At 41.3% G+C, this 26167-nt stretch carries 24 protein-coding genes; 17 read left to right on the top strand and 7 right to left on the bottom strand.

Going from position 1 to position 26167, the window contains the following annotated elements:
• Positions 1-2: 2 nt before the first annotated feature.
• From HMPREF1534_RS05350 to mraZ, 3 genes are read right to left on the bottom strand one after another with little or no spacing between them, the layout of a single operon-like run.
• Positions 3-380 (bottom strand): FtsL-like putative cell division protein, encoded by a 378-nt coding sequence (locus tag HMPREF1534_RS05350; protein WP_005942533.1) that lies wholly within the window; start codon positions 378-380, stop codon positions 3-5.
• 5 nt (positions 381-385) lie between these two features.
• Positions 386-1300: a 16S rRNA (cytosine(1402)-N(4))-methyltransferase RsmH gene (gene rsmH, locus HMPREF1534_RS05345; RefSeq protein WP_005942535.1), complete on the bottom strand. Its 915-nt coding sequence runs from the start codon at positions 1298-1300 to the stop codon at positions 386-388.
• The gene (mraZ, locus tag HMPREF1534_RS05340; RefSeq protein WP_005942537.1) at positions 1297-1761 is read right to left on the bottom strand and encodes a division/cell wall cluster transcriptional repressor MraZ; all 465 of its coding nucleotides are present in this window, start codon (positions 1759-1761) and stop codon (positions 1297-1299) included. Before mraZ ends, rsmH begins: the two co-directional genes overlap by 4 nt.
• Positions 1762-2128: 367 nt before the next feature.
• Here mraZ and HMPREF1534_RS05335 point away from each other — a divergent pair, with 367 nt between their 5' ends.
• Together HMPREF1534_RS05335 and HMPREF1534_RS05330 are read left to right on the top strand one after the other, a co-directional pair.
• Complete coding sequence (locus HMPREF1534_RS05335) at positions 2129-2947, top strand: 1-acyl-sn-glycerol-3-phosphate acyltransferase (protein ID WP_005942540.1); 819 nt, start codon at positions 2129-2131, stop codon at positions 2945-2947.
• A 24-nt stretch (positions 2948-2971) separates the two neighbouring features.
• Entirely contained in the window at positions 2972-3952 is a 981-nt protein-coding gene (locus HMPREF1534_RS05330; protein WP_005942543.1) for a GNAT family N-acetyltransferase, read from the top strand.
• Between the two features lie 336 nt (positions 3953-4288).
• On the opposite strand, the gene HMPREF1534_RS05325 is transcribed toward HMPREF1534_RS05330, so the two are convergent.
• Entirely contained in the window at positions 4289-5620 is a 1332-nt protein-coding gene (locus tag HMPREF1534_RS05325; RefSeq protein WP_018452450.1) for a deoxyguanosinetriphosphate triphosphohydrolase, read from the bottom strand.
• A gap of 118 nt (positions 5621-5738) precedes the next feature.
• On the opposite strand from HMPREF1534_RS05325, the gene dut reads away from it, so the two are divergent.
• The 5 genes from dut to HMPREF1534_RS05300 all read left to right on the top strand — a co-directional run bounded on the left by dut (position 5739) and on the right by HMPREF1534_RS05300 (position 11735).
• Entirely contained in the window at positions 5739-6173 is a 435-nt protein-coding gene (dut, locus tag HMPREF1534_RS05320; RefSeq protein ID WP_005942548.1) for a dUTP diphosphatase, read from the top strand.
• A gap of 9 nt (positions 6174-6182) precedes the next feature.
• Positions 6183-7997, top strand: coding sequence for a tetratricopeptide repeat protein (locus tag HMPREF1534_RS05315; protein ID WP_005942551.1), 1815 nt, complete (start codon positions 6183-6185; stop codon positions 7995-7997).
• Complete coding sequence (locus HMPREF1534_RS05310) at positions 7994-8833, top strand: DUF4292 domain-containing protein (protein ID WP_005942553.1); 840 nt, start codon at positions 7994-7996, stop codon at positions 8831-8833. The genes HMPREF1534_RS05315 and HMPREF1534_RS05310 overlap by 4 nt, the downstream gene beginning before the upstream one ends.
• Entirely contained in the window at positions 8830-10173 is a 1344-nt protein-coding gene (locus HMPREF1534_RS05305) for a murein hydrolase activator EnvC family protein (RefSeq protein WP_005942555.1), read from the top strand. The genes HMPREF1534_RS05310 and HMPREF1534_RS05305 overlap by 4 nt, the downstream gene beginning before the upstream one ends.
• 374 nt (positions 10174-10547) lie before the next feature.
• Positions 10548-11735 carry a hypothetical protein gene (locus HMPREF1534_RS05300; protein ID WP_018452452.1) on the top strand — a complete coding sequence of 396 codons (1188 nt, stop codon included), beginning with the start codon at positions 10548-10550 and terminating at the stop codon, positions 11733-11735.
• A 90-nt stretch (positions 11736-11825) separates the two neighbouring features.
• Here HMPREF1534_RS05300 and HMPREF1534_RS05295 read toward each other — a convergent pair whose 3' ends face one another.
• Positions 11826-12890 carry a M20 family metallo-hydrolase gene (locus HMPREF1534_RS05295; protein WP_005942564.1) on the bottom strand — a complete coding sequence of 355 codons (1065 nt, stop codon included), beginning with the start codon at positions 12888-12890 and terminating at the stop codon, positions 11826-11828.
• 207 nt (positions 12891-13097) lie between these two features.
• On the opposite strand from HMPREF1534_RS05295, the gene HMPREF1534_RS05290 reads away from it, so the two are divergent.
• From HMPREF1534_RS05290 to HMPREF1534_RS05270, 6 genes are all read left to right on the top strand, one after another.
• Complete coding sequence (locus tag HMPREF1534_RS05290) at positions 13098-14903, top strand: AMP-dependent synthetase/ligase (RefSeq protein ID WP_005942567.1); 1806 nt, start codon at positions 13098-13100, stop codon at positions 14901-14903.
• Positions 14904-15035: 132 nt separating this feature from the next.
• The gene (gene prfB, locus HMPREF1534_RS05285; RefSeq protein WP_005942570.1) at positions 15036-16154 is read left to right on the top strand and encodes a peptide chain release factor 2; all 1119 of its coding nucleotides are present in this window, start codon (positions 15036-15038) and stop codon (positions 16152-16154) included.
• 88 nt (positions 16155-16242) lie between these two features.
• Positions 16243-16374, top strand: a complete 132-nt coding sequence (locus HMPREF1534_RS21030) for a hypothetical protein (RefSeq protein WP_005942573.1) — start codon at positions 16243-16245, stop codon at positions 16372-16374.
• Between the two features lie 74 nt (positions 16375-16448).
• Complete coding sequence (locus HMPREF1534_RS05280; RefSeq protein WP_005942575.1) at positions 16449-16928, top strand: CYTH domain-containing protein; 480 nt, start codon at positions 16449-16451, stop codon at positions 16926-16928.
• A gap of 75 nt (positions 16929-17003) precedes the next feature.
• Positions 17004-19499, top strand: a complete 2496-nt coding sequence (locus tag HMPREF1534_RS05275) for an outer membrane beta-barrel family protein (protein WP_005942578.1) — start codon at positions 17004-17006, stop codon at positions 19497-19499.
• Between the two features lie 170 nt (positions 19500-19669).
• A complete protein-coding gene (locus HMPREF1534_RS05270; protein ID WP_005942581.1) occupies positions 19670-20173 on the top strand; it encodes an RNA polymerase sigma factor in 504 nt (167 codons plus the stop codon).
• 80 nt (positions 20174-20253) lie between these two features.
• Here the strand turns inward: HMPREF1534_RS05270 and HMPREF1534_RS05265 are convergent, their stop codons facing one another.
• On the bottom strand, positions 20254-20640 hold the full coding sequence (locus tag HMPREF1534_RS05265; protein ID WP_005942583.1) for a VanZ family protein: 387 nt from the start codon (positions 20638-20640) through the stop codon (positions 20254-20256).
• A gap of 95 nt (positions 20641-20735) precedes the next feature.
• On the opposite strand from HMPREF1534_RS05265, the gene HMPREF1534_RS05260 reads away from it, so the two are divergent.
• Both HMPREF1534_RS05260 and HMPREF1534_RS05255 read left to right on the top strand, forming a co-directional pair.
• Positions 20736-22100: a sodium-dependent transporter gene (locus tag HMPREF1534_RS05260; RefSeq protein WP_005942586.1), complete on the top strand. Its 1365-nt coding sequence runs from the start codon at positions 20736-20738 to the stop codon at positions 22098-22100.
• A 7-nt stretch (positions 22101-22107) separates the two neighbouring features.
• A complete protein-coding gene (locus tag HMPREF1534_RS05255; protein ID WP_005942588.1) occupies positions 22108-23016 on the top strand; it encodes a helix-hairpin-helix domain-containing protein in 909 nt (302 codons plus the stop codon).
• Here the strand turns inward: HMPREF1534_RS05255 and HMPREF1534_RS05250 are convergent.
• Positions 23013-24428, bottom strand: a complete 1416-nt coding sequence (locus HMPREF1534_RS05250) for an alkaline phosphatase (RefSeq protein WP_005942591.1) — start codon at positions 24426-24428, stop codon at positions 23013-23015. The genes HMPREF1534_RS05255 and HMPREF1534_RS05250 overlap by 4 nt on opposite strands.
• 139 nt (positions 24429-24567) lie before the next feature.
• On the opposite strand from HMPREF1534_RS05250, the gene HMPREF1534_RS05245 reads away from it, so the two are divergent.
• Together HMPREF1534_RS05245 and HMPREF1534_RS05240 are read left to right on the top strand one after the other, a co-directional pair.
• Positions 24568-25068 carry a hypothetical protein gene (locus HMPREF1534_RS05245; protein ID WP_005942594.1) on the top strand — a complete coding sequence of 167 codons (501 nt, stop codon included), beginning with the start codon at positions 24568-24570 and terminating at the stop codon, positions 25066-25068.
• 164 nt (positions 25069-25232) lie between these two features.
• Positions 25233-25820, top strand: coding sequence for a hypothetical protein (locus HMPREF1534_RS05240; protein WP_005942597.1), 588 nt, complete (start codon positions 25233-25235; stop codon positions 25818-25820).
• Positions 25821-26167 lie beyond the last annotated feature (347 nt).

Genomic DNA, 26167 nt, shown 5'->3' on the forward strand with positions numbered 1-26167 from the left:
TTTTAGTCTTTTTTTATCAGATAAGGACGGTTGGTCGCTGTTTGTAAATGACTCTCTTCCGTCGATATATATTCTTCGATACGTGACTGACGGCTCTTCTCCATTAATTCGGATGAACGGGTGAGAGCATCATATTTAATATCTACTAAATCTTTCTTTAGCTTGTCTATTTCAATCAATTCCTGTTGGCTTTTATAACGGTTGTTAATGTAGCACACCGTTAATATCATAATAAGGATAAGTAAACGAGTTTGTCTTTTAAAGAAGTCGTTTGCTAAAATATCTCCTCCTAATATGCTGCGGATAGACATGTGTTTAGGAGAAGTAGCGGTGTGCTCTTCCTTGGCCTGTTGCGTATTTTGCTTTTGTTCTTCTTCCATCTCGTTTATTTTTTTTCTGCAATTCTCAATTTAGCACTACGTGAACGGGGGTTTTGTTTCACCTCTTCGTTACCGGCAACGATTACTTTGTTATTTATCAGCCTGAATGGCGTTTGTACATTTCCGAAAAAATCTTGTCCCATTTTTCCTTCCACATTGCCGGTCTTCATGATATTTTTCACCATTCGGTCTTCCAGGGAATGATAGGTAATAACCACTAAACGTCCGCCCGGTTTCAGAGCTTCTGTAGCTGCATAAAGCATTTCCTTTAATGCTTCCATCTCTTGGTTGACTTCAATGCGTAAAGCCTGAAATACTTTTGCTAGTTCTTTCTTTTCGCGTTCACGGCCAAATAAGGGTTTAATGATTTCCAAGAAATCACCAATCGTAACAATTGGTTTGTCTGCACGTGCTTTTATGAGGACGGATGCCAGCTTGCGGCTGTTCTTCAATTCTCCATAGAGATAGAAAATGTCGGCAAGTCGTTCCTCATCGTAAGTGTTTACCACATCGGCTGCTGTCATGCCGGCACGTTTGTTCATGCGCATATCCAACTTTCCTTCAAAACGAAATGAGAAACCGCGTTCCGAATCATCAAAATGATGAGAAGAAACACCCAAGTCCGCTAAAATGGCATCTACACCTTCTATGTTATGATAACGAAGAAAATTATGTAAATAGCGGAAGTTGCTGCGCACAAAAGTAAAACGCCGGTCGTTTACAATGTTCTTTTCGGCGTCTTCGTCCTGATCAAAACTGAGCAAGCGTCCCGTATGATCCAGGCGATTCAGTATTTCTTTGGAATGACCGCCACCCCCGAATGTTACATCTACATAGATGCCTCCGGGTTGGATGTTCATTCCGCTTACACTCTCGTCCAGTAGTACCGGTATGTGATATATCTGTTCTGTTTCGCTCATTCTAATCCTTCATTATTGTTGTTTCCCATTATTTCTTCTAGCTCCTTGCCGAAATCTTCAGGCGCAATGAACGGCTTGTCTGCAATTTCCTTTGCCCATATTTCGATAGTGTCATCCATTCCGATGAATCTGACCTCTTGCCGGATGTCTGCCAGCTTTAAGTATCTTTTGGGAATGAGAAAACGTCCGTTACCGTCCAGTGTGATGATTTCTACGTCTGATACAAATTGGCGGAAAATCATCTGATGTTTGGAGTTCCAACGATTGAGCTTGCTGCGCAGTTCGTTCATCTGCTCATTCCATACACTTTCCGGGTATAAAACCAGGCAATCCTGATAGGTGTCTTTACGTAAAATCAGGCATTCTTCGGCTGCCGTTTGTAACTGCTTCCTGAATACAGCCGGGAAAAAGACTCTTCCTTTTGCATCTGTTTTTGCTTCCGAATTGCCGAGAAATCTCATGTTTATACCTTATTATATTATTCAGGTTGTAAAATTACACAATTCCCCACAATTCCCCACAATAAAACCAAGAAAATATTTCGAGAAGTTTTCAACAGGTTGTTAAAGTAGCTATACACTTGGTAAACAGGAAGTTTAATTTTAATAATTTTCTTATAAAAAGGAGTGAAATCCGGTTTGTGTGAGAAATGAAAAAAGGAGGTTGAATAATTGCACATTCGTTTTTAAACTGCGCAAAAATAGTGCGCTTTGTATTGCCTCAGACACAAAAACTCTTAATTTTTTTAGAGAAGGGTTCATTTTTCTGTCATAAATTGCCAATATAAAAAAAGATAAGTTACTTTTGCAATGAAAAGACATTTATAAAATGGCTGACGACTCTATATTTTTAATTGACATAGATAAGATTTTAAAGACGAAAGCAGGGAAGAAATCCAAATACATTCCCCGCTTTGTTACTTCATACTTGAAGCGTATTGTGCATCAGGATGAGTTGAACGTCTTTCTGCATGACTCCAAAGATAAAGTCGGAGTTGAATTTTTGGAAGCTTGTATGGAGTTTCTGGATGCTAAAGTGGAAATTAAAGGTCTGGAAAACTTGCCTAAAGAGGGTAAGTGCACTTTTGTGAGTAATCATCCGCTGGGAGGACAAGATGGTGTTGCTTTAGGATATATTCTTGGGAAGCACTATGGCGGTAATGTCCGTTACTTGGTTAATGATTTGTTGATGAACCTGCACGGCTTGGCGCCGTTGTGTATTCCAATCAATAAAACCGGTTCTCAGTCCAGAGATTTTCCTAAAATGGTAGAAGCGGGTTTTTCTTCTGATAATCATATTATTATGTTTCCCGCCGGACTCTGTTCGCGTCGTCAGAATGGTGTGATAAGAGATTTGGAATGGAAAAAGACTTTCGTAACCAAAAGCGTGGAGACGCAACGCGATGTAGTACCTCTGCATTTTGAAGGACGGAACTCGGATTTTTTCTATAATTTGGCCAACTTATGTAAATTTGTAGGTATTAAGTTTAATATTGCTATGCTTTATTTGGCTGATGAAATGTTGAAAAATCGACATAAAACTTTTACCTTGACCATTGGTAAACCTATTCCCTGGCAAACTTTTGATAAGTCTAAAACTCCTGCGCAATGGGCGCAGTTTGTAAAGGACGTTGTCTATAAACTATAACAGACAAAGGAGAGAGAAATATATATGGAAGAGATTATTGCACCAATTAACAAAGAAATCCTAAAGGCGGAATTAACAGAGGATAAGCGCCTTAGATTTACTAATAAAAGTCATAATGAGATTTATGTCATAACCTATCAGGATTCCCCCAATGTAATGAAGGAAATCGGTCGTCTGCGTGAGATTGCTTTCCGTGCTGCGGGAGGAGGTACAGGAAAGTCAATGGATATTGATGAGTATGACATTATGGAGAATCCCTATAAGCAGTTGGTGGTATGGAATCCGGAAGCTGAAGAAATATTGGGTGGCTATCGTTATCTGTTAGGCGATGAGGCTCAATTTGATGAACATGGAAAACCACTTTTGGCAACAGCCCATATGTTTAATTTCTCCGAAACATTCTTGAAAGAATACCTGCCTTATACCGTCGAACTCGGACGTTCGTTTGTGACGCTGGAGTATCAGTCGACACGTGCAGGTTCAAAAGGTTTGTTTGCTCTTGATAATTTATGGGATGGCTTGGGAGCCTTGACGGTTATCAAACCGAATGTGAAGTATTTCTTTGGCAAGATGACAATGTATCCCAGTTATCACCGTCAGGGACGTGATATGATTCTTTACTTCCTCAATAAGCATTTTGGCGATAAGGATAAACTGATTACTCCGATGAAATCGTTGGAAATTGAAACGGACCCGGAACTATTGAAGAACTTGTTTTGTTATGAATCTTTCAAGGAGGATTATAAGGTGCTTAATACTGAGGTGCGTAAGTTGGGCTATAATATCCCCCCATTGGTAAATGCATATATGAGTTTATCTCCGACGATGCGCATGTTTGGTACTGCTATTAATTATGGATTTGGTGATGTTGAAGAAACAGGTATTTTGATTGCTGTCAATGAAATATTGGAAGAGAAGCGTGTGCGTCATATTGAATCTTTTGTGAAACAGCATCCGGAATCATTGAAGATAACCTCGGGGGCGCATCCTGTTTTAACGAAATAAGTAATTGTATATACATAGAGAGGCCGTGAGGCCGGACAGGTAATTGCCGGAAGGCAGTTGAAGTATTCGGGCAGGTGTAAACTTGCCCGAATGTCTTTTAGGGATAACCTGTGTCGTTTTTCTCCGATACATTAAAACCACTCAGAAACAGTTGATGATATAATAAGTTGCACATACTTATGCCTTCATGCTCTTGTTTTTTGTTTCTTTTGTCGATGAAAGTAAGATATTCGTTAGTCACGGCTGTGGTTAAGTTTAACCACGGCCGTGACTAACTTTAACCACCCGGGTGAGCAGGCTTAACCACGGCCGTGGCTAAGCAATTGCAATAGGCTTCTATACAGCCGGAAGACTGTTGCCTTTTATTTTGCGGTAAAGGTCGAGCGCGTACACGTCGGTCATTCCGGATATATAATCGAGTACAGCCTGTATTTTTTCATACAAGGTAGGTGCATTCACATTATATTGGCTTGACATACGATTGATAAGTAGCTGTGAATAAGCTTTTTCTGGCGTACGCACTGCATTGATCATCAAGTCGATCAGCGTGCTGATTACCCGGAAACCGGCAAGTTCTATATCCAGCACATCACTCGAACGGTAAATCTTATGAAAAGCAATCTCCGAACAATGCTGGTATGCCTCTTTTAAAGGAGAACCGATATGTTTGATGAGTGACCCTTCAAACTCTCCTGAAAGGATTTCTTCTTCATGCTCTACGAATACCCGGGTGCATTCTTTTATCAATGCTCCGATGACTGAAGAACGAAGATAGGCAATCTGTTCATTAACATCCGTTACAATCCGGCAAATCTCTTCTATTCGCTGCTTTCTTTTGTCATCGAAGAATAAACTATATAACTCTTTTGTCTCGGCATGGGTCAGTAACTTCAGCTTGTGAGCGTCTTCTATATCCATCATTTGATAACAGATATCGTCTGCTGCTTCTACCAGATAAACCAGCGGATGACGGGCGTATCTCAATGGTTCTCCTTCTTGGCTCAGCCGGGTGATTCCCAACTCGGTAGCTATTTTTTGGAAATCTGCTTCTTCGCTCAGAAAGAAGCCGAACTTTGATTTTTTTCCTGCCAGACGTGAAGAAAAAGGATACTTTACAATAGAGGCCAGGGTGGAATAAGTCATCACGAATCCACCTTTACGTCTTCCTTCAAACTGATGCGTCAAGAGCCGGAAAGCATTGGCATTTCCTTCAAAGTGTATCAAATCATCCCATTCTATCGATGAAAGCTCTTCTTTCAAGGCTATTCCTTTCCCTTCCGAGAAGTAAGTTGAGATGGCTTTCTCTCCGGAATGTCCGAAAGGAGGGTTCCCTAAATCATGTGCCAGACAAGCTGCCGATACGATAGAGCCTATTTCTGATATATGAGAGTCTGCCAGTTCAGGATGTTTCTGCAATAGCCGGCTGGCCACATCATTTCCCAAAGAGCGCCCTACACACGACACTTCCAGACTGTGCGTCAGGCGGTTGTGCACGAATATGCTTCCCGGCAATGGAAATACCTGCGTTTTGTTTTGCAAACGACGGAAAGGGGCAGAGAAAATCAGCCGGTCATAGTCGCGTTGAAACTCGGAGCGGTCGTCTTTCCGTGCTTCGTGCAGCTCTTCCAGTCCGAAGCGTTTATTTGATATTAATTGTTTCCAGTTCATAATTCGGGGTTTATATGTTTGCAAAAGTATAAAATCTCCGTTTAAAAAACTGTAAACGCTTAGATAAATCCATTGAATTGTGTAGATTTGCATCTTATTAGATAAGTTAATTTTGAAAATGAAAGTACAGGTAATCAATAAATCAAAGCATCAGCTTCCCCAATATGCTACCGGGCAATCGGCGGGAATGGATATCCGCGCTAATTTGGACGAACCGATTGTATTAAAACCTTTGCAGCGCTGTCTTGTTCCGACAGGATTGTATATTGCCCTTCCCAAGGGGTTTGAGGCACAAATCCGCCCACGCAGCGGCTTGGCTCTCAAGAAAGGTATTGGTGTATTAAATTCTCCCGGTACTATCGATGCCGATTATCGGGGAGAGATTTGTATTATCCTGATTAACTTTTCGGCGGAGGAATTTACGATAGAAGACGGAGAGCGAATTGCACAGATGGTCATTGCCCGTCATGAACAGGCCGAATGGCAGGAAGTGGAAGTCTTGGATGAAACTGAACGTGGTGCCGGGGGCTTTGGACATACCGGTAAAAACTAGAATAGAATAATGAATAACAGACAAACAACTAAAAGATATTTGCCGCTATTGTGGCTTTGCCTTGTGGCTCTGCTCATGTCGTGCGGAACCATGCGGAAGGCGTCTTCTTCCCAAAAAACGCCGGCAGAAGAGCAGAAAGACCCGCTGACACCCGAACAGCGACGTAAATACGATTATTTTTTCCTGGAAGCACTCCGCATGAAGGAAAAAGGTGACCTTGACGCCGCTTTTGAAATGTATAGCCATTGCTTGGACATTTATCCGCAGGGGGCGGCGACTTTATATGAGATAGCTAAATTTTATATGTTCCTCAATCAGCCTGACAAGGGTGAAAGGGCTTTGAAGGAGGCAGTGGCGGCCGACCCGAATAATTATTGGTATAATCAGACACTTGCTGCTTATTATCAGAATAAAGGGGAGGCGGCAAAAGCAATCTATGTTTATGAAGACATGGTAAGCCATTTCCCAAAACGATTGGAACCATTGATGTCGTTGGTGGACCTTTATAACCGTACCAAAGACTATCAGCAGGTAATCAATACACTGAACCGCCTGGAGGAACGTGATGGAAAGTCCGAGGCTATCAGTATGGAGAAGTTCCGCATGTATTTGGCGATGGACAACGACGAACAAGCGTTTACCGAAATCGAGAATCTTGCGAAAGAATATCCATACGATATGCGCTATCTCACTATCTTGGGAGATGTTTATATGAACAACGGAAAGGAAGAAGAGGCGTATTCCATCTTCCAGAAGGTGTTGAAAGAAGAACCGGGATATGCTCCTGCCATGCTGTCTATGGCTACTTATTACGAGAAGAAGGGAGAAGACAGTCTGTATCAGGCTCAGTTGGACTCTATACTGTTGAACGACAGGGTGGAGAGCAATACTAAGATGAACATCATGCGTCAGCTCATCCTTCGTTCGGAACAAACCGACAAGGATAGTATCAAGATAGCCGGTTTGTTTAATTCCATGCTCGAAAGAAAACAGGAGAATGCGGACATCGCTATGTTGGCAGCTCAATATCTGCTGACCAAGAAGATGGACAAGGAATCCGTTCCTGTGCTTCATAAGGTGCTTGAGATTGATCCCGAAAACATTCCTGCCCGCCTGCAACTTCTGAGTTTCGCCATTCGCGAGCAAGATATGGATGAGGTGATAGCACTTTGTACTCCGGCATTGGAGTATACTCCCGAAACATTGGAATTCTATTATTATCTGGGACTTGCCTATCATCAGAAAGAACAGCCTGACGAGGCACTCGAAGTTTTTAAGAAAGGGGTGAACCAGGTAAATGAGAAAAGCGATAAGAATATCGTATCAGATTTCTATGCCATTATGGGAGATTTGTATCATATCAAGAAAATGAATGTCGAGGCATACGCTGCTTATGATTCGGCTTTGGTTTATAAAGAGGATAATATCGGTGCTCTCAATAATTATGCTTATTATCTGTCGGTAGAACGCGAGCACTTGGATAAAGCGGAGGAAATGAGTTATCGCACTGTCAAGGCTGAGCCGACAAACGGAACTTATCTCGACACATATGCGTGGATACTTTTTGAAAAAGGAAAGTATGCTGAAGCCCGTATTTATATTGATCAGGCCATGCAGAACGAGGGTGACAAGAGTTCGGTGGTGGTGGAACATTGCGGAGATATTTATTATATGAGCGGCGAAAAGGAAAAGGCATTGGAGTATTGGCGACAAGCCGAGAAGCTTGCCAATGAACCGCCCCAAGAAGGCAGTGAACCGCGTGACGAGAAGGAATTGAAATTATTAAAGAAGAAGATTGCACAAAAGAAATACTTTGCAGAATGATGAAGCGTATCTATATTTATTTGTTCGGAGCCGTATTGCTGGCATTCGTTTCTTCCTGTTCTTCTACCAAGAATATGAAAAAGAGCGTGTCTATCGGTAATTTGTCGGAAACGGAGTATATGACTGAGGTTCTCAACCGTGCGCCGGCATGGGATGCTTTGACGGCAAAGATGTCAATGGCTGTCGACCTGAACGGAAAGGGAGCTACCAAAATAAGCGGCACTATCCGCATGAAGCGTGATGAAGTGATACAATTGTCTCTTACAGCTCCGTTTATCGGCATCGAAGTGGCGCGCGCCGAAATCTCTCCCGATGGGATATTGGTGATGGACCGCCTGAACAAGCGTTACGTGCAGGTATCGTTTGCAGAGCTTAAGGGGTTGGCAAAGGCAGATTTGGACTTTCACTCCCTGCAGGCATTGTTTCTGAACGAAATCTTCCTTCCCGGTAAGACAACATTATCTGCTCGCGATATTTCGGCATTCACCGTTCATCCCGAAAACGAGCATGCCGTGCTGGAGGTGAAGAACGGAAAGAAGTTTGCTTATCGCTTCCGCACCACAGCCGATGAAGGGTTGCTGAAAGAAAGCCATATCGGACTGGCAGGCACTTCTTACGGATTGCGTTGGAAGTATGATAAGTTCCGTCCGTTGGAGAAAAAACAGTTCCCGAGTCACATGTTTGTTTCCTTTGAAGGAGGCAAGAAGCCCGTCACGGCCACTTTTGACTTTTCCCGTCTGTCTACCGGCAGTGATTGGGAAACCCATACCGATGTGCCCAAGAAATATGATAAAGTTGAATTGCAAGATTTGCTCAAACAGCTCATTAAGAAATGAAACGTATCTTCCTACTGTGTATCGCCTGTTGTTTTCTGAGTGCATTGTCGGCACAGAGCACCCGGAAGATTAGGGAGCTGGAAAACAAACGGAAAGAATTGCATCAGCAGATTGCTGAGTCGGAGACTCTGTTGCAATCTACCAAAAAGGATGTGAAAAGCCAATTGGAAAATCTGGCTCTGCTCACCGGGCAGATAGAAGAGCGTAGAAGATATATCCATACCATCGAAACGGATGTGAATACACTGGCAAAGGAAATAACAACTTTGCAACGCCAGTTGACCGCCTTGCAGCGGGACCTGAAGGAGAAAAAGAAGAAATACGAGGCATCTGTGCAGTATATGTACCGTAATAAGTCTGTGCAGGAGAAACTGATGTTTATTTTTTCTGCTGAAAACCTGAGCCAAACGTATCGTCGTATGCGTTATGTGCAGGAGTATGCCAACTATCAGCGTCTTCAGGGACTTGAGATAGAGCGTAAGCAACGTCAGGTAGTGTCGAAGAAGAAAGAACTGGAACAAACCCGCAAAGCAAAAGAGAATCTTTTAAAGCAAGGAGAAACAGAAAAAGCCAAGCTTGAAATTCAGGAAAAAGACCGTCAGACACTTTTGGCTAATCTTAAGAAGAAGCAGAAAGGAATACAGAATGAAATTTCCAAGAAAAAACGTTCTGCACAACAACTGAATGCACAGATAGATCGGTTGATAGAGATTGAAATAGAAAAAGCCCGTAAGCGTGCTGAAGAGGAAGCGCGCCGTAAGGCCGCTGCCGAAGCTGCTGCACGCAAGGCTGCTGCGGCAAAAGCAGCCGAAGCGAATAAAAAGAGCAGTGGGGAAACTGCCTCTACTTCAAAATCGGGTGTTAAAACTTCGGGAAAGAAGGTGGCACCGGTGGAAAAATTCAATTTGAATAATGAAGATCACCGGTTGTCAGGCAATTTTGAGCGTAACCGCGGAATATTGCCGATGCCTGTCACGGGGCCGTATGTCATTGTGAGTCATTACGGACAGTATGCTGTGGACGGACTGCGTAATGTGAAGTTGGATAATAAGGGAATTGATATCAAAGGCAAACCGGGTGCAAAGGCACGTGCAATTTTTGATGGAGAAGTTTCGGCTATATTCCAATACAATGGCTTGAATAATATTTTGGTGCGCCATGGTAACTATATATCGGTTTATTGCAATCTCTCTTCTGTAGCTGTGTCCAAAGGAAGTAAAGTAAGTACGAAAACTATACTTGGCACTATTCATACTGATAGTTCAGGTAATTCGGTTCTTCATTTCCAACTGCGTAAAGAGACAGCGAAGCTGAACCCCGAGCTTTGGTTGGGAAGATAAGTTCCCCGGCTTGTGGCAAGCAGGAATTGCTTTCACACAAAAATCCCATGAATAGGAGATTTAAGTATCTGTTATGTGTGAAAGCACATCGCATCAACTTTTCTGACGGAGGAGAATGTTGTTTCCATTCTCGTCTCGAAAGACCTTGGTCTTTTCTGAAAACTTCAAGGTCTTCTTTTAAAATCTCAAAGTCTTTTTTTAAAACTCTTTGGTCTTTTGAAAACATTTACTTTTCTCTCTTGATAAATAATTCATATTTCTATCGGATACCCCGATTATTAAAATATTAAACAATTTTCTTGATAAAAGATTGTTTTTGCATTAAAAAATGCATAGCTTTGTTCATCAGCTTCTGTCTCTTAAGAAGAATTGATATGGGATTTATAAAAATGATATGTAATACTATGAGTCACTGGGTACCTATAAAGCATATATCCGAGAAATATCAAATAGATGAAAATTATATTTGTAATTTGATTGTACGGAAAGTTGTTACTTCGTCCCAAATTGGGAGAAAGGTAAAACTGATAGACGAGGATTCGTTTATTTCCTATCTGGATTTGCATAAAGAGATAGAAGATAAAAAGGAAATCATTGCTCAGCTGCGTGATACTGACAGAATGCTGGAGGTAGAATTGAGGGCTTGTAATGAAACCCACGTTGCTTTTGAAGTGCAACAAAGGATTTTATTCCGTGTCTATCGGGCATTTGTGCAGGCTTTTTCCCTGTTTATCAGAAATGAGGAAGAACGCGGTATCTTTTTGTCGCTCAGTATGGGAGAACGGCTGGATTTGATTGCTTCAAAATATTCTCATACACTTCAGACTACATTGAAGATATACAAGAATACTGTTGACCGTATTTGCAAAAAGAGTTTTAATTTTATAGAAGAACAGCGGGATAATGTGACAAAGCTGGAGAAACTGAATCGGAATATGAGGGAAGTGTGTGCCAGGCTGAGAAATGGGGAGGTGAGGCAACGGGCGAAATGTGATCCCAAGTTGAGGCACAAGGAATGTGAAAGTGCTGAAGTAATGAGGTTGACAAAGTTAAGTACAAAGCTTCGGTATGAATTGTCAAAGGAGAGGGATACGGTTAAAATTTTGCAAATCAGATTGCATGACTTTGAAAATGAGCAACTGCAAAAGATAGAACAAATAAAGAAAGTTAGGCAGCAAGAGGAGCTGGAGCAAAAAAAACAACGGGAAGTAGAACTATGGTTGCAAGAAAAACGATTGAAGGCAGAACAACTGTGGATGGAAGAGCTGATGAAAGAAAAGTTTTTGTTGCAGGAACAGTTGAGTGACGAGAAAGTACGGGTAAAGAATATGCAAATGAAGTTGGCAGAAGTGGAAAGTGCCTTATCTGATTGGAAGCAAAAATATAGCGAAATACAGCGCGAGTATCGGGCATACGTTGCTAAAGTGGAAGCCAATGGTTTTAAATACTTGATGATTAATTTGAAGAAATGGATAAAGAATAATTATTTATTGTTGCTGCTTGTGGCTTTAGCTGTTTGGGTTATTTACTTACTGTATCAACTGTTTTTTTTGCTTTTCTGAAAATGAAATGATATGTTCTGATGGTATAGCGTGTCAAAGCCGATTTTGTTATCGTGTTGTTACTTTGGCACGCCTTTCCTATCATATTAATTATATCACCAGCCCGTCCAACAATTCTATATACAGCCCGATGGCTTCTTCTATTTCCGATACCATAATATATTCATCGGCCGTGTGAGAACGTGAGGATTTGCCCGGTCCCATTTTTACCGATGGGAATTTCATTAAAGCCTGATCGGACAAGGTAGGCGAGCCAAATGGAACACGGCCCAACTGAATAGCACGTCTGACAAACGGATGTCCGGCATCAATGTGGGATGAATTCAGACGGAACGAACGCGCTTTGGCTTCACTCTTGATGTGAGTGCTGATTTCATTAAATAATTCTTCGTTGGAATAACATTCATTACTGCGGATGTCTACAACAAACGTGCAGATATCGGGAATGACATTGTGTTGGGTTCCGGCATTGATTTGGGTAACACTCATTTTGACCGGTCCCAATAAAGGAGACTCCTTTGGAAAACGATAGTCACGAAACCACCGGATATCCTCCAATACTTTATATATAGCGTTGTCACCTTCATTGCGTGCTGCATGCCCCGCTTTTCCGTGAGCTGTCACATCGACCACCATCAAACCTTTCTCTGCTATGGCAGGTTGCATCTCTGTTGGTTCTCCTACAATACCCAATGCAATGGGTGGAAGCTGGGGCAAAACACTTTCAATACCGTTCTTGCCTGACACTTCTTCTTCGCATGAAGCCAAAAAGATAAGGTTATAAGCCTGTTCGGTGGTAGATAAATGGCGGTAAACTTGAAATAAAGATACTACACTGGCACACGCATCATTACTGCCCAGTCCGTAAATTTTTCCGTTCTCAGCCTTCGGAGTGAAGGGATGTTTACGCCAGCCGTTCACAGGCTTTACAGTATCGATGTGCGAATTGAGCAAGATAGTAGGTTTGTTCAAGTCAAACATAGGGCTGATGCACCAAATGTTGTTTCCCGAACGACCTGTCATAATACCGGTCTCTTCAATATAGTTTTGAAGAAAATCGGCAGCAGCTTCCTCTTCTCTGCTCAGCGAAGGGATGCCTATTAGCGAATTCAGCAACGTGGTTGCTTCTGAAGTGTAATATGCTAAGTCAATCATATCGATTTTATAATTATTGTGCGGCAAAGATACGATTTTTGCCCGGTAAAGTATGCTTAGAAGTAGTGATAATTAAGTTATGTATGCAACTAATTTTAAAGTTGGGATTCTTGTAACTCTTTGATTGGTCGGGAAAATTAATGCCTGTTTATGATGGATAATTCCAAATTAAACGATAACTTTGCCACGTATTTAAAATAATTTATAATGAGCAATTCCCAATTATCTGTCCTGATTCAGCGTCAGGCTGAGAAATATGGCGACCGTGTAGCCCTGAAATATCGTGATTATGATACTGAAACTTGGGTTCCGGTCTCATGGAAACAATTTGCCGAAACGGTAACAACGACTTCCAATGCACTTCTTGAGTTAGGTGTAGGTGTACAAGAAAATATTGGTGTCTTTTCTCAAAATAAGCCCGAATGCCTTTATGTGGATTTTGGCGCTTTTGGTATTCGTGCAGTGACTATTCCTTTTTATGCCACAAGCTCGGAGGCCCAAGTGCTTTATATGCTGGGGGATGCGGATATCCATTACCTTTTTGTGGGTGAACAGTTACAGTATGATGTTGCCTTCCGGGTGATGTCGCTTGGCACACAATTGAAGCAGATTATTATTTTTGATAAGGATGTAAAGCGCGATAAGCGTGATACCTCTTCGATTTACTTTGACGAATTCCTGAAGTTGGGCAAAGCTCGTCAACATCAGGCGGAAGTGGACAAGCGCATTGCCGAATCGGGTAATGGGGATATTGCCAATATCCTTTATACCAGTGGAACGACGGGCGACAGCAAGGGGGTAATGTTACATCATTCTTGTTATGAAGGAGCTATCAAGGCACACAATGAGCGTTTCCCGCAATTGGGTGACCAAGAAGTAGTGATGAATTTCCTGCCTTTTACCCATGTGTTTGAGCGTGCCTGGAGTTATTGGTGTATTTCTATGGGTTGCCAGTTGGCTATCAATTTGCGTCCGGTGGATATTCAGAAGACCATCAAGGAGATTCGTCCGACAGCCATGTGCAGTGTTCCTCGTTTTTGGGAGAAAGTGTATTCCGGAGTTCAGGAGAAAATCAATGAAACGACCGGACTGAAGAAAAAACTGATGCTGGATGCATTGAAAGTAGGTCGTGAGCATAATATAGAATATGTATGCAAGGGACTTACGCCTCCGGCCTTGCTTCACATGAAATACAAATTTTATGAGAAGACTATTTATAGCTTGCTGAAGAAGACCATCGGTATTGAGAATGGTCGCTTCTTTCCGACTGCCGGAGCTGCCATTCCACCTGCTGTTCAGGAATTTATATTGTCGGTAGGTATTAATATGGTGGCGGGATATGGATTGACAGAGTCAACTGCAACCGTGTCTTGCGAAAATGACTTTGATCATGTGGTAGGCTCTGTAGGGCGTATTATGCCGCATGTGGAAGTGAAGATTGGCGAAAACAATGAGATATTGCTTCGCGGTGTCGGCATTACGCATGGGTATTATAAGAAAGAAGCGGCAACAAAGGCTGCCTTTACTGAAGACGGATGGTTTCATACGGGTGACGCCGGTTATATCAAGGACGGACATTTATTCCTTACTGAGCGTATTAAGGATTTGTTTAAAACTTCAAATGGGAAATATATTGCTCCTCAAGCTATCGAAGCTAAGTTGGTGGTGGACCGATATATCGATCAGATTTCCATTATTGCGGATGAGCGTAAGTTTGTTTCGGCTTTAATCATTCCGGAATATAAATTGGTAAAAGAGTACGCCGAAAAGAAAGGCATCAAGTATGCTTCTATGGAAGAGCTGTTGCAGGACCAACAGATTATCGATTTATTTAAGGAACGAATTGATACGCTTCAACAGCAATTCGCACATTATGAGCAGATTAAACGTTTTACCTTATTGCCCCATCCTTTCAGTATGGAACGCGGTGAACTGACTAATACGTTGAAGATAAAGCGCAATGTGTTGAATAAGAATTATGCTGCCGAAATAGAAAAGATGTACGAAGAATAAAGAATTTGATTCATTTGTATTTTAGGCACGGATTGTACGGAATGCATTGTTCTTTCATTAAAAACAGTGAAATCCATGTAATCAGTGCCTAAATTGTTATATCTTTGCAACTTAAAAGAAAAATTCCTCAAAATGATAACAATAGAGCAACTGAAAGACGTAAAAGAACGTACCGCTGCCCTCGAAAGATACTTGGACATTGAGAATAAACTTGTTCAGGTGGAAGAAGAACAGCTTCGTACACAAGCGCCCGGATTTTGGGATGATGCCAAGAAAGCTGAGGCACAGATGAAGAAAGTAAAAGAGATTCAGAAATGGATTGACGGATATCGTGAGGTAAAGACTTTGTCAGACGAATTGGAATTGTCTTTTGATTTCTTTAAAGATGACTTGGTGACCGAGGAAGAAGTGGATGTCGCTTATTCCAAAGCGCTCACTGCTGTAGAATCTTTGGAGTTGAAAAATATGCTTCGTCAGGAAGCCGACCAAATGGATTGTGTGCTGAAAATCAATTCGGGAGCCGGAGGTACCGAAAGTCAGGACTGGGCATCCATGTTGATGCGTATGTATATGCGTTGGGCCGAAACAAACGGTTATAAACTGAGCATCGCCAATCTTCAGGAAGGTGACGAGGCCGGTATCAAAGCTGTGACTATGAACATTGAAGGCAGTTTTGCTTATGGTTATTTAAAGGGTGAGAATGGTGTGCATCGTTTGGTACGTGTTTCTCCTTATAATGCTCAGGGAAAACGTATGACGTCTTTTGCTTCTGTATTCGTAACTCCGTTGGTTGACGACAGTATTGAGGTAAATATTGAACCGGCACGTATGAGTTGGGATACATTCCGAAGCGGTGGAGCCGGCGGACAGAACGTAAATAAGGTAGAATCCGGTGTACGTTTGCGTTATCAGTATAAAGATCCTTATACAGGAGAAGAAGAAGAAATCTTGATTGAAAATACCGAGACTCGTGACCAGCCGAAGAATAAGGAAAATGCAATGCGCCAGTTGCGCTCTATCCTTTATGACAAGGAGCTGCAGCATCGCATGGAAGAACAGGCCAAGGTAGAAGCCGGAAAGAAGAAGATAGAATGGGGGTCGCAAATCAGAAGTTATGTATTTGACGACCGTCGTGTGAAAGATCATCGCACGAACTACCAGACATCGGACGTAAATGGCGTGATGGATGGAAAGATTGACGACTTTATTAAAGCGTATCTCATGGAATTCTCGGGTTCGGAGAATGCGTAAAAAGTAAGTAATTTATTTGTTTTCTCCCGGAAACTTTGTACTTTTGAAGGTCACAAAAGAGAAAGTTTAATCTTAAAATAAAATATTTATGGGAAAGAATAAGAAAGCTAATCATAGCAAGCGCGAAGAGGAGAAAGCAAACAAAATAGTAAAAGGCATATTTATCGCTTTGATAGTACTGGCTCTGATCACTATGGTAGGGTATGCTGTCTATGGATAAAACCGCAAGAAATAACTGAAGTCCTGCCGGAAAATCCGTGCGGGACTTTTTTGTTATATTAATAAGGAAATAAGATGGCACAGGAAATAGAACGAAAATTTTTGGTTGTCGATGATAGTTATAAGCAGGAGGCATATTCGCAAAGTCGTATTGTACAAGGATACATTTGTAGTGCCCGCGGACGTACGGTGCGTGTTCGTATCCGGGGCGATAAGGGGTATCTTACTATAAAAGGGGCTTCTAATGCATCCGGTATGAGTCGTTATGAATGGGAGAAAGAAATATCTCTGCAAGAAGCGGAAGAATTGATGAAATTGTGTGAACCGGGTGTGATAGACAAGACTCGTTATCTGGTAAAAAGCGGAAAGCATACATTTGAGATAGATGAATTTTATGGTGATAATGAGGGCCTTGTTGTTGCGGAAGTAGAATTGAAATATGAGGATGAATCATATGAAAAGCCCCATTTCATCGGACAGGAGGTAACCGGAGATGTTCGTTATTATAACTCATCCCTTATGAAAACTCCATTTTGTAGATGGGAAACATTATAGTTTATTTAACGTAATAAAAGTAACTACATATTATAGTTTGCCTATATTTGCACCAAACAAACACTTTTTTAATATATGAAAGACAACATTCTATGCATCTTTATCATGCTCTTTGTCAGTGTGACATTTAATGCAAACGCTCAAAAAAGTCCTCAAGGGCAGTTCTCAGTAAAAGGAGTTTTAGTAGATTCTTTATCAAATGAAGGAGAACCTTATTCAACCATTCGTATTTCGTTGAAGAGTAATCCGGCCAAACCGGTAAAACTGGCTGTGACAGACACGAATGGAAAGTTTAGTGAACGTCTCGTTTCTCCGGGCACTTATCTGATTAGTTTTTCTTCTGTCGGCAAGCGGACCGTACAGAAAGAATTCACTGTATCTGATACAAAGAAGGTAGCGGACTTAGGTCATATTCAAATGGCAGAAGCAACCGAAATGCTGAAAGGAGTGGAAGTGGTCGCTCAGAAGCCACTTGTGAAAGCAGAAATTGATAAGGTTACTTACAGCATTGAAGATGACCCGGATTCAAAAACGAATTCTACTCTCGAAATGCTCCGTAAGGTACCTTTGGTAACCGTAGACGGGGAAGATAAAATTCAGGTAAACGGAAGCAGCAACTTTAAAGTGCATGTAAACGGGAAGCCGAATAATATGATGAGTAACAATCCCACTGAAGTATTGAAGAGCTTGCCGGCCAACTCTGTGAAGTCTATTGAAGTTATTACTGACCCGGGTGCAAAATATGATGCGGAAGGTGTCGGTGGTATCTTGAACATCATTACTACCGGTGGCGGAATGGAAGGTTATACAGTCACTTTGAATGGTGGTGTCAGCAATCGCGGTTATAATGCCAGCGGATATGGAACAGTTCAGATCGGTAAATTTACTGTTACCGGAAATTATGCTTATAATCATAATACCAGTCCGCGTTCTTATAGTTCAAGTGGTCGCGAAGATTTCACTTCGGATGATTATAAGTATTTGAGTTCGGAAAGCTCTTCCAAGCATAAAGGCAATTTCCAATATGGCAGTATGGAGGGTAGTTATGAAATTGATACTCTGAATCTTATTACTTTTTCTATGAATATGTTTGGAGGAAAGTTTAAGAACAATGGCTATGGAAGCACGAACATGCTGAACGCCCAAAAAGAACATGCTTACAGTTATAATACGTTGAGCCGTAATGAATCGGAATGGGCCAGTGTGGGATTTAATTTCGACTATCAGCGTTCTTTTAAGAAAAAAGGCGAATTTCTGACTTTCTCATATCGTTATAACGGTTCTCCCGATAATAGTGAGGCTTATACAGAATATGAAGAAGTGAAGGATTATCCTTACAGCATGGATTATTTGAGGGATCAGCATTATGACAATGATGCTCGTACTGATGAACATACTTTCCAGCTTGACTATACCAATCCAATCACCAAGCAACATCAGATAGATGCTGGTGTTAAGTACATTTTACGTAGAAATCAGAGTGACAGTAAGTATTTTAAAGCCGATGACAATAATATCTATCAGCCGGATAATGATTTGACCAGCAAATTTAATCAAGATCAAGATATCTTGGCTGCTTATGCCGATTACCAGTTGAAATTGGGTAAGTTTGGCGGTAAGGCGGGTGTACGTTTCGAACATACTATTATGGATGTGGAATATAAGTATATGCCTGACAGAAACTTCGACAGTAATTTCGATGATTTAGTTCCTTCGGCCAGCTTTACTTATCAGCTTGCACCTACCAAAACCATTCGTGCAAATTATAACATGCGAATCAGTCGTCCGAGTATTTGGTATTTGAATCCGTTTAGAGATACAAGTAATCCGACAAGCATCAGCTATGGTAATCCTGACTTGGATAGTGAGAAGTCTCATTCAGTGGGAATGACTTACAGTTCTTTCTCACAAAAGTTTAATATGAACTTAAGTTTGAACTATTCGTTTGTAAATAATGGTATTGAGCGTTATTCATTTATGGAGAACGGTGTACAGAATAATACCTATGGCAATATTGGTCATACAAACCGCACACGTCTTTCGTTGTGGATGAACTGGAATCCGGGCTCTAAGACAAGAATCTCTATCAATGCCAGTGGCTCTTACTCTGATTATAAGAGTGATAATGAAGAGTTCACAGCTCGTAACCATGGTTATCAAGGTAACTTCTTTGGTAATGCACAACAGACATTACCGTGGGATATTCGTTTTAGTGTGTATGGCGGTGGAGGCACTCCTTATATTTCATTACAAGGAAAGGGTTCATCTTATACTTACTATGGATTTAGCCTGAGTCGTTCTTTCTTGAAAGAGAAACGCCTGACGGTCTCTATGAATGCGTCTAATATCTTTAGTAAATATAATACTTATGATAATTCTACTACGACTTCTACTTTTATTTCGTGGAGCAAGAGTAAATCCCCCAACCGCTATTATGGCATCAATATCAGTTGGAGATTTGGTGAGCTAAAAGCGCAGGTGAAAAAAGCAGCTCGTAGTATCAATAATGATGATTTGAAAGGTGGCGGAAGCGGTTCCGGTAGTACCGGTGGCGGTCAGGGAGGTGCATAAAAGTTAATTCTCAACCACCTGTTAACTGTTATATTAGGGGGTAAAAACTGTTACTTGGCAGTTTTTGCCCCTTTTGTTGTTAGTTTTTCTGTTATCTCTTTTACAAGAAGTCGTTAATATTGCAACAGAAATTAAAAACAGAAAAAATAACAACTTAAAAATAAAATGGTATGAAGACAGTCGACTTTACACAGCATTTACTGAATGTTCAATCGGAATTATTCCGTTTCGCATTTAAACTGACAGCTGATAGAGAAGAAGCAAATGACCTGTTGCAGGAAACATCATTGAAAGCATTAGATAATGAGGAGAAATTTACTCCCGATACAAATTTTAAAGGATGGATGTATACCATCATGCGCAATATATTTATTAATAATTACCGTAAGACCGTACGTGATCAGACTTTTGTTGACCAGACAGACAATCTGTTTCACTTGAACTTTTCGCAAGAAAGTGGATTTGATTCTACCGAAGGTGCTTATGATTTAAAAGAAATTCACCGTGTAGTCAATGCTTTGCCAAAAGACTATCGCGTCCCCTTTGCCATGTATGTATCAGGCTTCAAGTATAGAGAAATTGCAGAGAAGCTGGGATTACCATTAGGAACCGTAAAGAGCCGTATTTTCTTTACACGTCAAAGATTACAGAATGAATTGAAGGATTTTCGTTAAGTTGACTCTCTATCTTTATTATATAACTTTGACTTTTATCATTACGTCGGCTGTTCGTGAAGAATCGCCGGCGTTTCTTTTTAGAACTTACGCCACAAAAACGGGCGGATCACATAATATCCGAACACAACAGCTAACAATACTCCTGTGCTATTAGCTAAAAAATCAAGCCAGTCTCCGCTTCTATTGGTCGTGAGATAAGTTTGCATCAGCTCTATGCATCCACTCATGGCTATCGGTGCAAGGATACCTCCCCATAGAATATGGCTCCAGTTTATCATTCTGTGGGTTCTTAAATATTCGAACCACAAAATGCTGCAAAGCCCTCCATACATACAGACATGAACTAACTTGTCTATGTTGGGAATCTCTTCCAAATTACTTTTCGGAGGAGTGAAAAAAGATAAGTAAAAGATAACAGCCATAATTACCAAGGATAGCGGATATCTTCTAAAATAATATAGCATACTTTAAAATTTTAGTTATTCATCGCAAAAGTACGATTAATTTTATACTTTTGCACCCCAATAGGTTTCGAATTATAATAAATTGATAGTTTTTTATGCAAAAAAGCGAAAGAGTAAATTTCGGGAGTAAGATAGGAGCGATACTGGCGGCTGCCGGTTCGGCAGTAGGGCTGGGTAATATATGGCGTTTCCCTTACGAAACGGGAAATCATGGCGGCGCGGCGTTCATTTTAATATATTTGGCGTGTGTCCTTGTATTAGGCATGCCGATTATGATGGCCGAGTTTACAGTAGGACGCCATTCAAAGGCGAGTACGGGTAAAGCATATTCCGTTTTAGCACCGGGTACTCATTGGAAATGGTTAGGTTATTTAGGAGTATTGGCGGGATTTCTAATTTTGGGATATTATTCTGTTGTGGCAGGATGGACACTGGAATATATTTTGGAAGCAGGTACGAATGAATTTGCGAACAAAAGACCGGATGATTTTATTCTGGCTTTTGAAGCTTTCTCTCAGGACCCGGTTCGTCCGTTGATTTGGTTGGTGGTCTTTCTATTGCTTACCCATTTTGTTATTGTAAAAGGGGTGAAAGATGGCATTGAGAAATCCTCTAAGATTTTGATGCCGGTACTTTTTATTCTTATTATCCTGCTTGCAGTGTGTTCATTATCTTTGCCAAATGCGGAAAAGGGATTAGAGTTCCTGTTAAAGCCGGATTTTAGTAAAGTGACCGGTGATGTATTTTTGGGTGCCATGGGACAAGCCTTTTTCTCCCTGAGCTTGGGGATGGGATGTCTCTCCACTTATGCCTCTTATTTTGGAAAAGAGACAAAGTTGGGGAATACGGCGTTGAGTGTAGGAGTCATCGACACATTTGTTGCAGTATTGGCAGGTGTCATTATTTTCCCTGCGGCATTTTCGGTTGGCATTCAGCCCGATGCCGGTCCTTCTTTGATATTTATTACTCTGCCTAATGTCTTCCAGCAAGCATTTAGCGGGATACCTTTCCTGGCGTATGTTTTTTCTGTATTGTTCTATGTGTTATTGGCTTTGGCAGCACTGACATCCACTATCTCTTTGCATGAGGTGGTTACAGCTTTTTTGCATGAGGAGTTTGCTTTTACTCGTGGGCGTGCGGCCAAGATGGTAACTTTCGGATGTATATTGATTGGAGCACTTTCATCCTTGTCATTGGGTGTGATGCAGAAATATACGCTGTTTGACAAAGGTTTCTTTGATTTACTGGATTTTGTTACTGCCAAAATTATGCTTCCGTTGGGTGGAATGTTGGTATGTATATTTGTCGGCTGGTATTTGAAGCGTTCGGTCTCTTATGCTGAGTTGACCAATGAAGGTACTTTGAAAGCGGGTTTCTTTAATGTCTATATATTTATTCTGAGATTCATTGCACCCATTGGTATTGCCTTGATTTTCATCAATGAATTGGGCTTGATTTAGTGCAATAATGTGGAAAGATTTTTTCTATTTCTCTAAAGGAGAACGCAAGGCTATAGTTTTCTTGCTTGGAATGATTGTTACGATAATCGGAGTTTGGCTGGTTTCTCCTTATCTGATAGAAGAATCGAGTAAAGAAACCGGTCAGGAATCATTTGAAGAAATGGAACGGTTCCTAGCCGGTATTCAGACAATCGAGCATAAAAGGAATGCCTCATTCAAAAAGAAAGAGGTTGTAAAAAGGAAGGTGATATTAGCACCGTTCGAACCTAATTTAACCGATTCCATCGAGTTCTTACAACTTGGGTTGCCTCCTTTTATTGCTCACAATATAATAAAGTATAGGCAGGCAGGTGGAAAGTTTGCCACTGCGGAAGCTTTTTCACGTATTTATGGAATGACGGAAGAGCAGTTTCATATTTTGGAACCTTATATTTATATATCCGAATCATTTCAGAAGAAATCTGATACTTTGCGTTATGCGGAAGTAGAGAAGCGTGATACGTTGGCTTTTTATAAATATCCCGAAGGGACCTTGATTGATTTGAACCGGGCGGATACTACGGAACTGAAGAAAATTCCGGGAATAGGGATTGGAATTGCACGGGCTATTGTTGCCTATCGGAATCAGTTGGGAGGATTCTATGATGTAGGTCAATTACAGGAACTCAAATGGATTACTTCTGATATGCAGCGTTGGTTTAAAGTAGAAAATGGTCCAATTCATCGGATAAATGCCAATAAAGCAGGGTTAGACAGACTGCGTGCACATCCTTATATTAACTATTATCAGGCTCGGGTTATTATTGAGTTTCGGAGAAAGAAGGATAAATTAAAAAGCCTTTCTCAGTTATCCCTTTATGAAGAGTTTACCGAGAAAGACTTAAAACGATTATCGCACTATCTTACTTTCGATTAATTCGGATAGCCTGCTGCTTCTGCTATTTTCACCGGAATTTCGGTATTGTCTATCCGGCCTTGAAATAACTCTGCACCTGCACCGATGGCAAATACGGGAACATAGCCGCCGGAGTGTCCGCCGCTGGTCCAGCCTACAAGGGCAATATCATTCAAAATCTTTTTGGCTTCAGAGGCCAAAGGTTCGTCTTGCTGATATTCACTCTTCTGTAAATCTACTTTCTGACCACCGAACGATTCATCATATACTTTCTTTAATCGCGCTTCCTGTTTTTCATTTAATTGGATGCTATCCCAAAAACCGAAATTATCTTTCAGTGATTGTTTGATTACTTCCCAAGATACCTGGTTCTTATATTTTTTTCTTAAATTATTAATGATTCGGGTATAGTCGCTTTCGCTGACTTTTTGTGATTTCAAAGCCTGAAGATTGAGTGTGTAGGGGCCTTTGCCCAATACGATGCCACCGGTTTCATGATCGGCTGTCACCACTATCAGTGTCTCGTCGGGATGTTGTTCGTAGAATTCGTAAGCTACTTTGATGGCATCGTCCAGGTCAACCACTTCATTGAATGCGGTTGCCGCATCATTGCTATGGCAAGCCCAGTCTATTTTTCCACCTTCAACCATCAGGAAGAAACCTTTGGAAAGATCTTTGGACAGGAAATTGATACCGGCACGGGTTATTTCGGCTAAGGTCATGTCACCTTTCTTACGGTCTATAGCGTATGGAATAGCACTGACATCGATGGCAGAAGATGGTTGCAGCAGAATCATTTTGTCTGATTTCTTGGCTTTCTTTTGATAGTCTTTATAACCGCGTGCCACGCTGTATCCTGCTTTATCTACCAGGGTATATAGACTTTCCGAGCTTCCATCGCCTCCTTTTTTATTGGTAGGATCAAGGAAGTCGGAGCCGGCATAGAAGTCGTAATTGGCCTTAATCAGATCAAGACCTACATTATAATAACTGCTTCTCTGTGCCTGATGTGCATAGAAAGCGGCCGGAGTAGCATGGTCTACACTGACACTTGTGCTGATACCTACCCGGCATCCTTTGTCTTTTGCCCATGCCGCCACACTGTTTATTTTAGTCTCCAAGTCTTTCTTCATTCCTAATGTTCCGTTCTTGGTTTTATTGCCTGTGGCAAGTGCTGTCCCGGCAGCTGCTGAGTCGGTTACGCCATTGGTGGCAGAGAATGTGGTGGCAACAGTAGCAAAGGGAAATTGTGTGAAAAGCAGTGGGGTGATACCAATCTCTCCTTTTAGTTCGGAGCGATACATTTCTGTACCTAATACTTGGTTAACACCCATCCCGTCGCCAATGAAATAGAAAACGTATTTAGCCTGTTGGGCCTGTACGAACAGGATGGACAGAAATACAAATGTAATAATGAATGATAGCTTTTTCATGTTTTGTGACTTAAATGATATATAATTAGTAATGCCGACAAATATATAAATAATTTGTTCATGGCAAGGGAAAAGTTTACTTTTTAATGGGTAATGATAAGGAATTATTCTATATTTGTTTTCATATATAATAGAGAGTATGAAAGAATTTATCAAAGCTTTGGTCAGCAAAAACAAAAGTAATATTGTGCCTGCCGAGCACAACCTTTTCGGGCATTTCGTGGGAGAATGGGATTTTGAATGGATTGATTGTTATGGAACTGCTGAAGAGAGGCATATCAAAGGAGAGTGGATTTTTCAGTGGATATTGGAAGGAACGGCTATTCAAGACGTTTTTATCTGTCCTTCACGTAAGGAGCGTTTGACTAATTATCAACCGGATGCTGCTTATGGGACAACGGTGCGGATGTATAATCCGGATACGTTGGCTTGGGATATTTTATATACGGAATTGGGAGGAGCCACCCAATTGGAGGCTAGATGGGAGAAAGACAGAATTGTCCAGACGGTGGTAAATAATGACAATCTGCGTTGGGTATTCTCCGAAATAACACAGACTTCTTTTCATTGGCAACGTTTGGTGCGCACAGACGGTGAGCATTGGACGGTGGAAGCTGAATTGTTTGCTGTGAGGAGATAAAAAAGTTTTTTAGAATAATACCTACCATATATTGTTTTGTTTTCTATTTCTAAAAAAATATGTAGGTTAAACCGATTTGCCGTATAGGAGAATAGGACCACATTTCCTGCCTCTATGTGACGGTTTTTCTTTATTTTTGCATTTTCAAAAACAAGAAAAGATTTATGGAGCATATATTGGAATTAGCCGAAAAGAATCAGCGGGAAGCATGGGAAGTGATACGCAAGACCGATGTTATGAATATTTGGAAGTCTGTCGGGGCAGAGATTAATTTGGTGGGTTCATTGAATATGGGATTATTAGTGAAGAACCGGGATGTGGATTTCCATATTTATTCTTCTCCTCTGACTCCGGCCGGCAGCTTCATGGCGATGGCGAAGCTGGCGGAAAACCCGTTTGTCAAGCGGATAACTTATAACAATCTTTTGGATACGGAAGAAGCATGTATTGAGTGGCATGCCTGGTATGAAGACCCGGAGAACGGTGCCTGGAAGATGGATATGATTCATATATTGAAGCACTCCCGTTATGACGGTTATTTTGAAAAGATGGCTGAACGGATTAAGGCAGTCCTGACTGAGGAGACGAGGAAAGCGATTCTGCGTTTGAAATATGAAACGCCGGATACGGAATATTGCATGGGAGTGGAATATTATCAGGCTGTCCTTCGGGACGGAGTGCGGACGTATGCAGAGTTTGAAAACTGGAGAAGGCAGCATCCGGTGACAGGTATTGTGGAATGGATGCCTTGATTCTGTCTGTTTTTCTCTTTATAGCACTCCTAAGTCGTTTTCCCGGGCAGACCAAGCGTTTCCTTCCTTTAGACTAAGCTGTTTTATACGGCAGGTTATTACGTTCCACTGTAGTAGGACGTATGTTCCTGAACGCGATAGCCCGAAGCGATAACCATACAAGATGGTAGTGCATAACACTGCGCTGTACCCACCTTCAAGCAGATTTAGCAAAAGATAGCTTACTTTCGTTTATTAACATAGCCTGCCTACGGCTCAGTTTGAAAACTTGGGGGAATTAGTTAAAAACACTATCTTTGTGGCATGAAACAGAACCTTCAACCCCCTGCCACTCCACTGGAGATGTT

Source organism: Phocaeicola massiliensis B84634 = Timone 84634 = DSM 17679 = JCM 13223 (assembly GCF_000382445.1).
Taxonomy (GTDB): Bacteria; Bacteroidota; Bacteroidia; order Bacteroidales; family Bacteroidaceae; genus Phocaeicola; species Phocaeicola massiliensis.

What these genes read in the sequence shown, in the direction of transcription:
- HMPREF1534_RS05350 (WP_005942533.1), bottom strand. Translation starts at nt 380, where the DNA reads ATGGAAGAAGAACAAAAGCAAAATACGCAACAGGCCAAGGAAGAGCAC.
- rsmH (WP_005942535.1), bottom strand. Translation starts at nt 1,300, where the DNA reads ATGAGCGAAACAGAACAGATATATCACATACCGGTACTACTGGACGAG.
- mraZ (WP_005942537.1), bottom strand. Translation starts at nt 1,761, where the DNA reads ATGAGATTTCTCGGCAATTCGGAAGCAAAAACAGATGCAAAAGGAAGA.
- HMPREF1534_RS05335 (WP_005942540.1), top strand. Translation starts at nt 2,129, where the DNA reads ATGGCTGACGACTCTATATTTTTAATTGACATAGATAAGATTTTAAAG.
- HMPREF1534_RS05330 (WP_005942543.1), top strand. Translation starts at nt 2,972, where the DNA reads ATGGAAGAGATTATTGCACCAATTAACAAAGAAATCCTAAAGGCGGAA.
- HMPREF1534_RS05325 (WP_018452450.1), bottom strand. Translation starts at nt 5,620, where the DNA reads ATGAACTGGAAACAATTAATATCAAATAAACGCTTCGGACTGGAAGAG.
- dut (WP_005942548.1), top strand. Translation starts at nt 5,739, where the DNA reads ATGAAAGTACAGGTAATCAATAAATCAAAGCATCAGCTTCCCCAATAT.
- HMPREF1534_RS05315 (WP_005942551.1), top strand. Translation starts at nt 6,183, where the DNA reads ATGAATAACAGACAAACAACTAAAAGATATTTGCCGCTATTGTGGCTT.
- HMPREF1534_RS05310 (WP_005942553.1), top strand. Translation starts at nt 7,994, where the DNA reads ATGATGAAGCGTATCTATATTTATTTGTTCGGAGCCGTATTGCTGGCA.
- HMPREF1534_RS05305 (WP_005942555.1), top strand. Translation starts at nt 8,830, where the DNA reads ATGAAACGTATCTTCCTACTGTGTATCGCCTGTTGTTTTCTGAGTGCA.
- HMPREF1534_RS05300 (WP_018452452.1), top strand. Translation starts at nt 10,548, where the DNA reads ATGGGATTTATAAAAATGATATGTAATACTATGAGTCACTGGGTACCT.
- HMPREF1534_RS05295 (WP_005942564.1), bottom strand. Translation starts at nt 12,890, where the DNA reads ATGATTGACTTAGCATATTACACTTCAGAAGCAACCACGTTGCTGAAT.
- HMPREF1534_RS05290 (WP_005942567.1), top strand. Translation starts at nt 13,098, where the DNA reads ATGAGCAATTCCCAATTATCTGTCCTGATTCAGCGTCAGGCTGAGAAA.
- prfB (WP_005942570.1), top strand. Translation starts at nt 15,036, where the DNA reads ATGATAACAATAGAGCAACTGAAAGACGTAAAAGAACGTACCGCTGCC.
- HMPREF1534_RS21030 (WP_005942573.1), top strand. Translation starts at nt 16,243, where the DNA reads ATGGGAAAGAATAAGAAAGCTAATCATAGCAAGCGCGAAGAGGAGAAA.
- HMPREF1534_RS05280 (WP_005942575.1), top strand. Translation starts at nt 16,449, where the DNA reads ATGGCACAGGAAATAGAACGAAAATTTTTGGTTGTCGATGATAGTTAT.
- HMPREF1534_RS05275 (WP_005942578.1), top strand. Translation starts at nt 17,004, where the DNA reads ATGAAAGACAACATTCTATGCATCTTTATCATGCTCTTTGTCAGTGTG.
- HMPREF1534_RS05270 (WP_005942581.1), top strand. Translation starts at nt 19,670, where the DNA reads ATGAAGACAGTCGACTTTACACAGCATTTACTGAATGTTCAATCGGAA.
- HMPREF1534_RS05265 (WP_005942583.1), bottom strand. Translation starts at nt 20,640, where the DNA reads ATGCTATATTATTTTAGAAGATATCCGCTATCCTTGGTAATTATGGCT.
- HMPREF1534_RS05260 (WP_005942586.1), top strand. Translation starts at nt 20,736, where the DNA reads ATGCAAAAAAGCGAAAGAGTAAATTTCGGGAGTAAGATAGGAGCGATA.
- HMPREF1534_RS05255 (WP_005942588.1), top strand. Translation starts at nt 22,108, where the DNA reads ATGTGGAAAGATTTTTTCTATTTCTCTAAAGGAGAACGCAAGGCTATA.
- HMPREF1534_RS05250 (WP_005942591.1), bottom strand. Translation starts at nt 24,428, where the DNA reads ATGAAAAAGCTATCATTCATTATTACATTTGTATTTCTGTCCATCCTG.
- HMPREF1534_RS05245 (WP_005942594.1), top strand. Translation starts at nt 24,568, where the DNA reads ATGAAAGAATTTATCAAAGCTTTGGTCAGCAAAAACAAAAGTAATATT.
- HMPREF1534_RS05240 (WP_005942597.1), top strand. Translation starts at nt 25,233, where the DNA reads ATGGAGCATATATTGGAATTAGCCGAAAAGAATCAGCGGGAAGCATGG.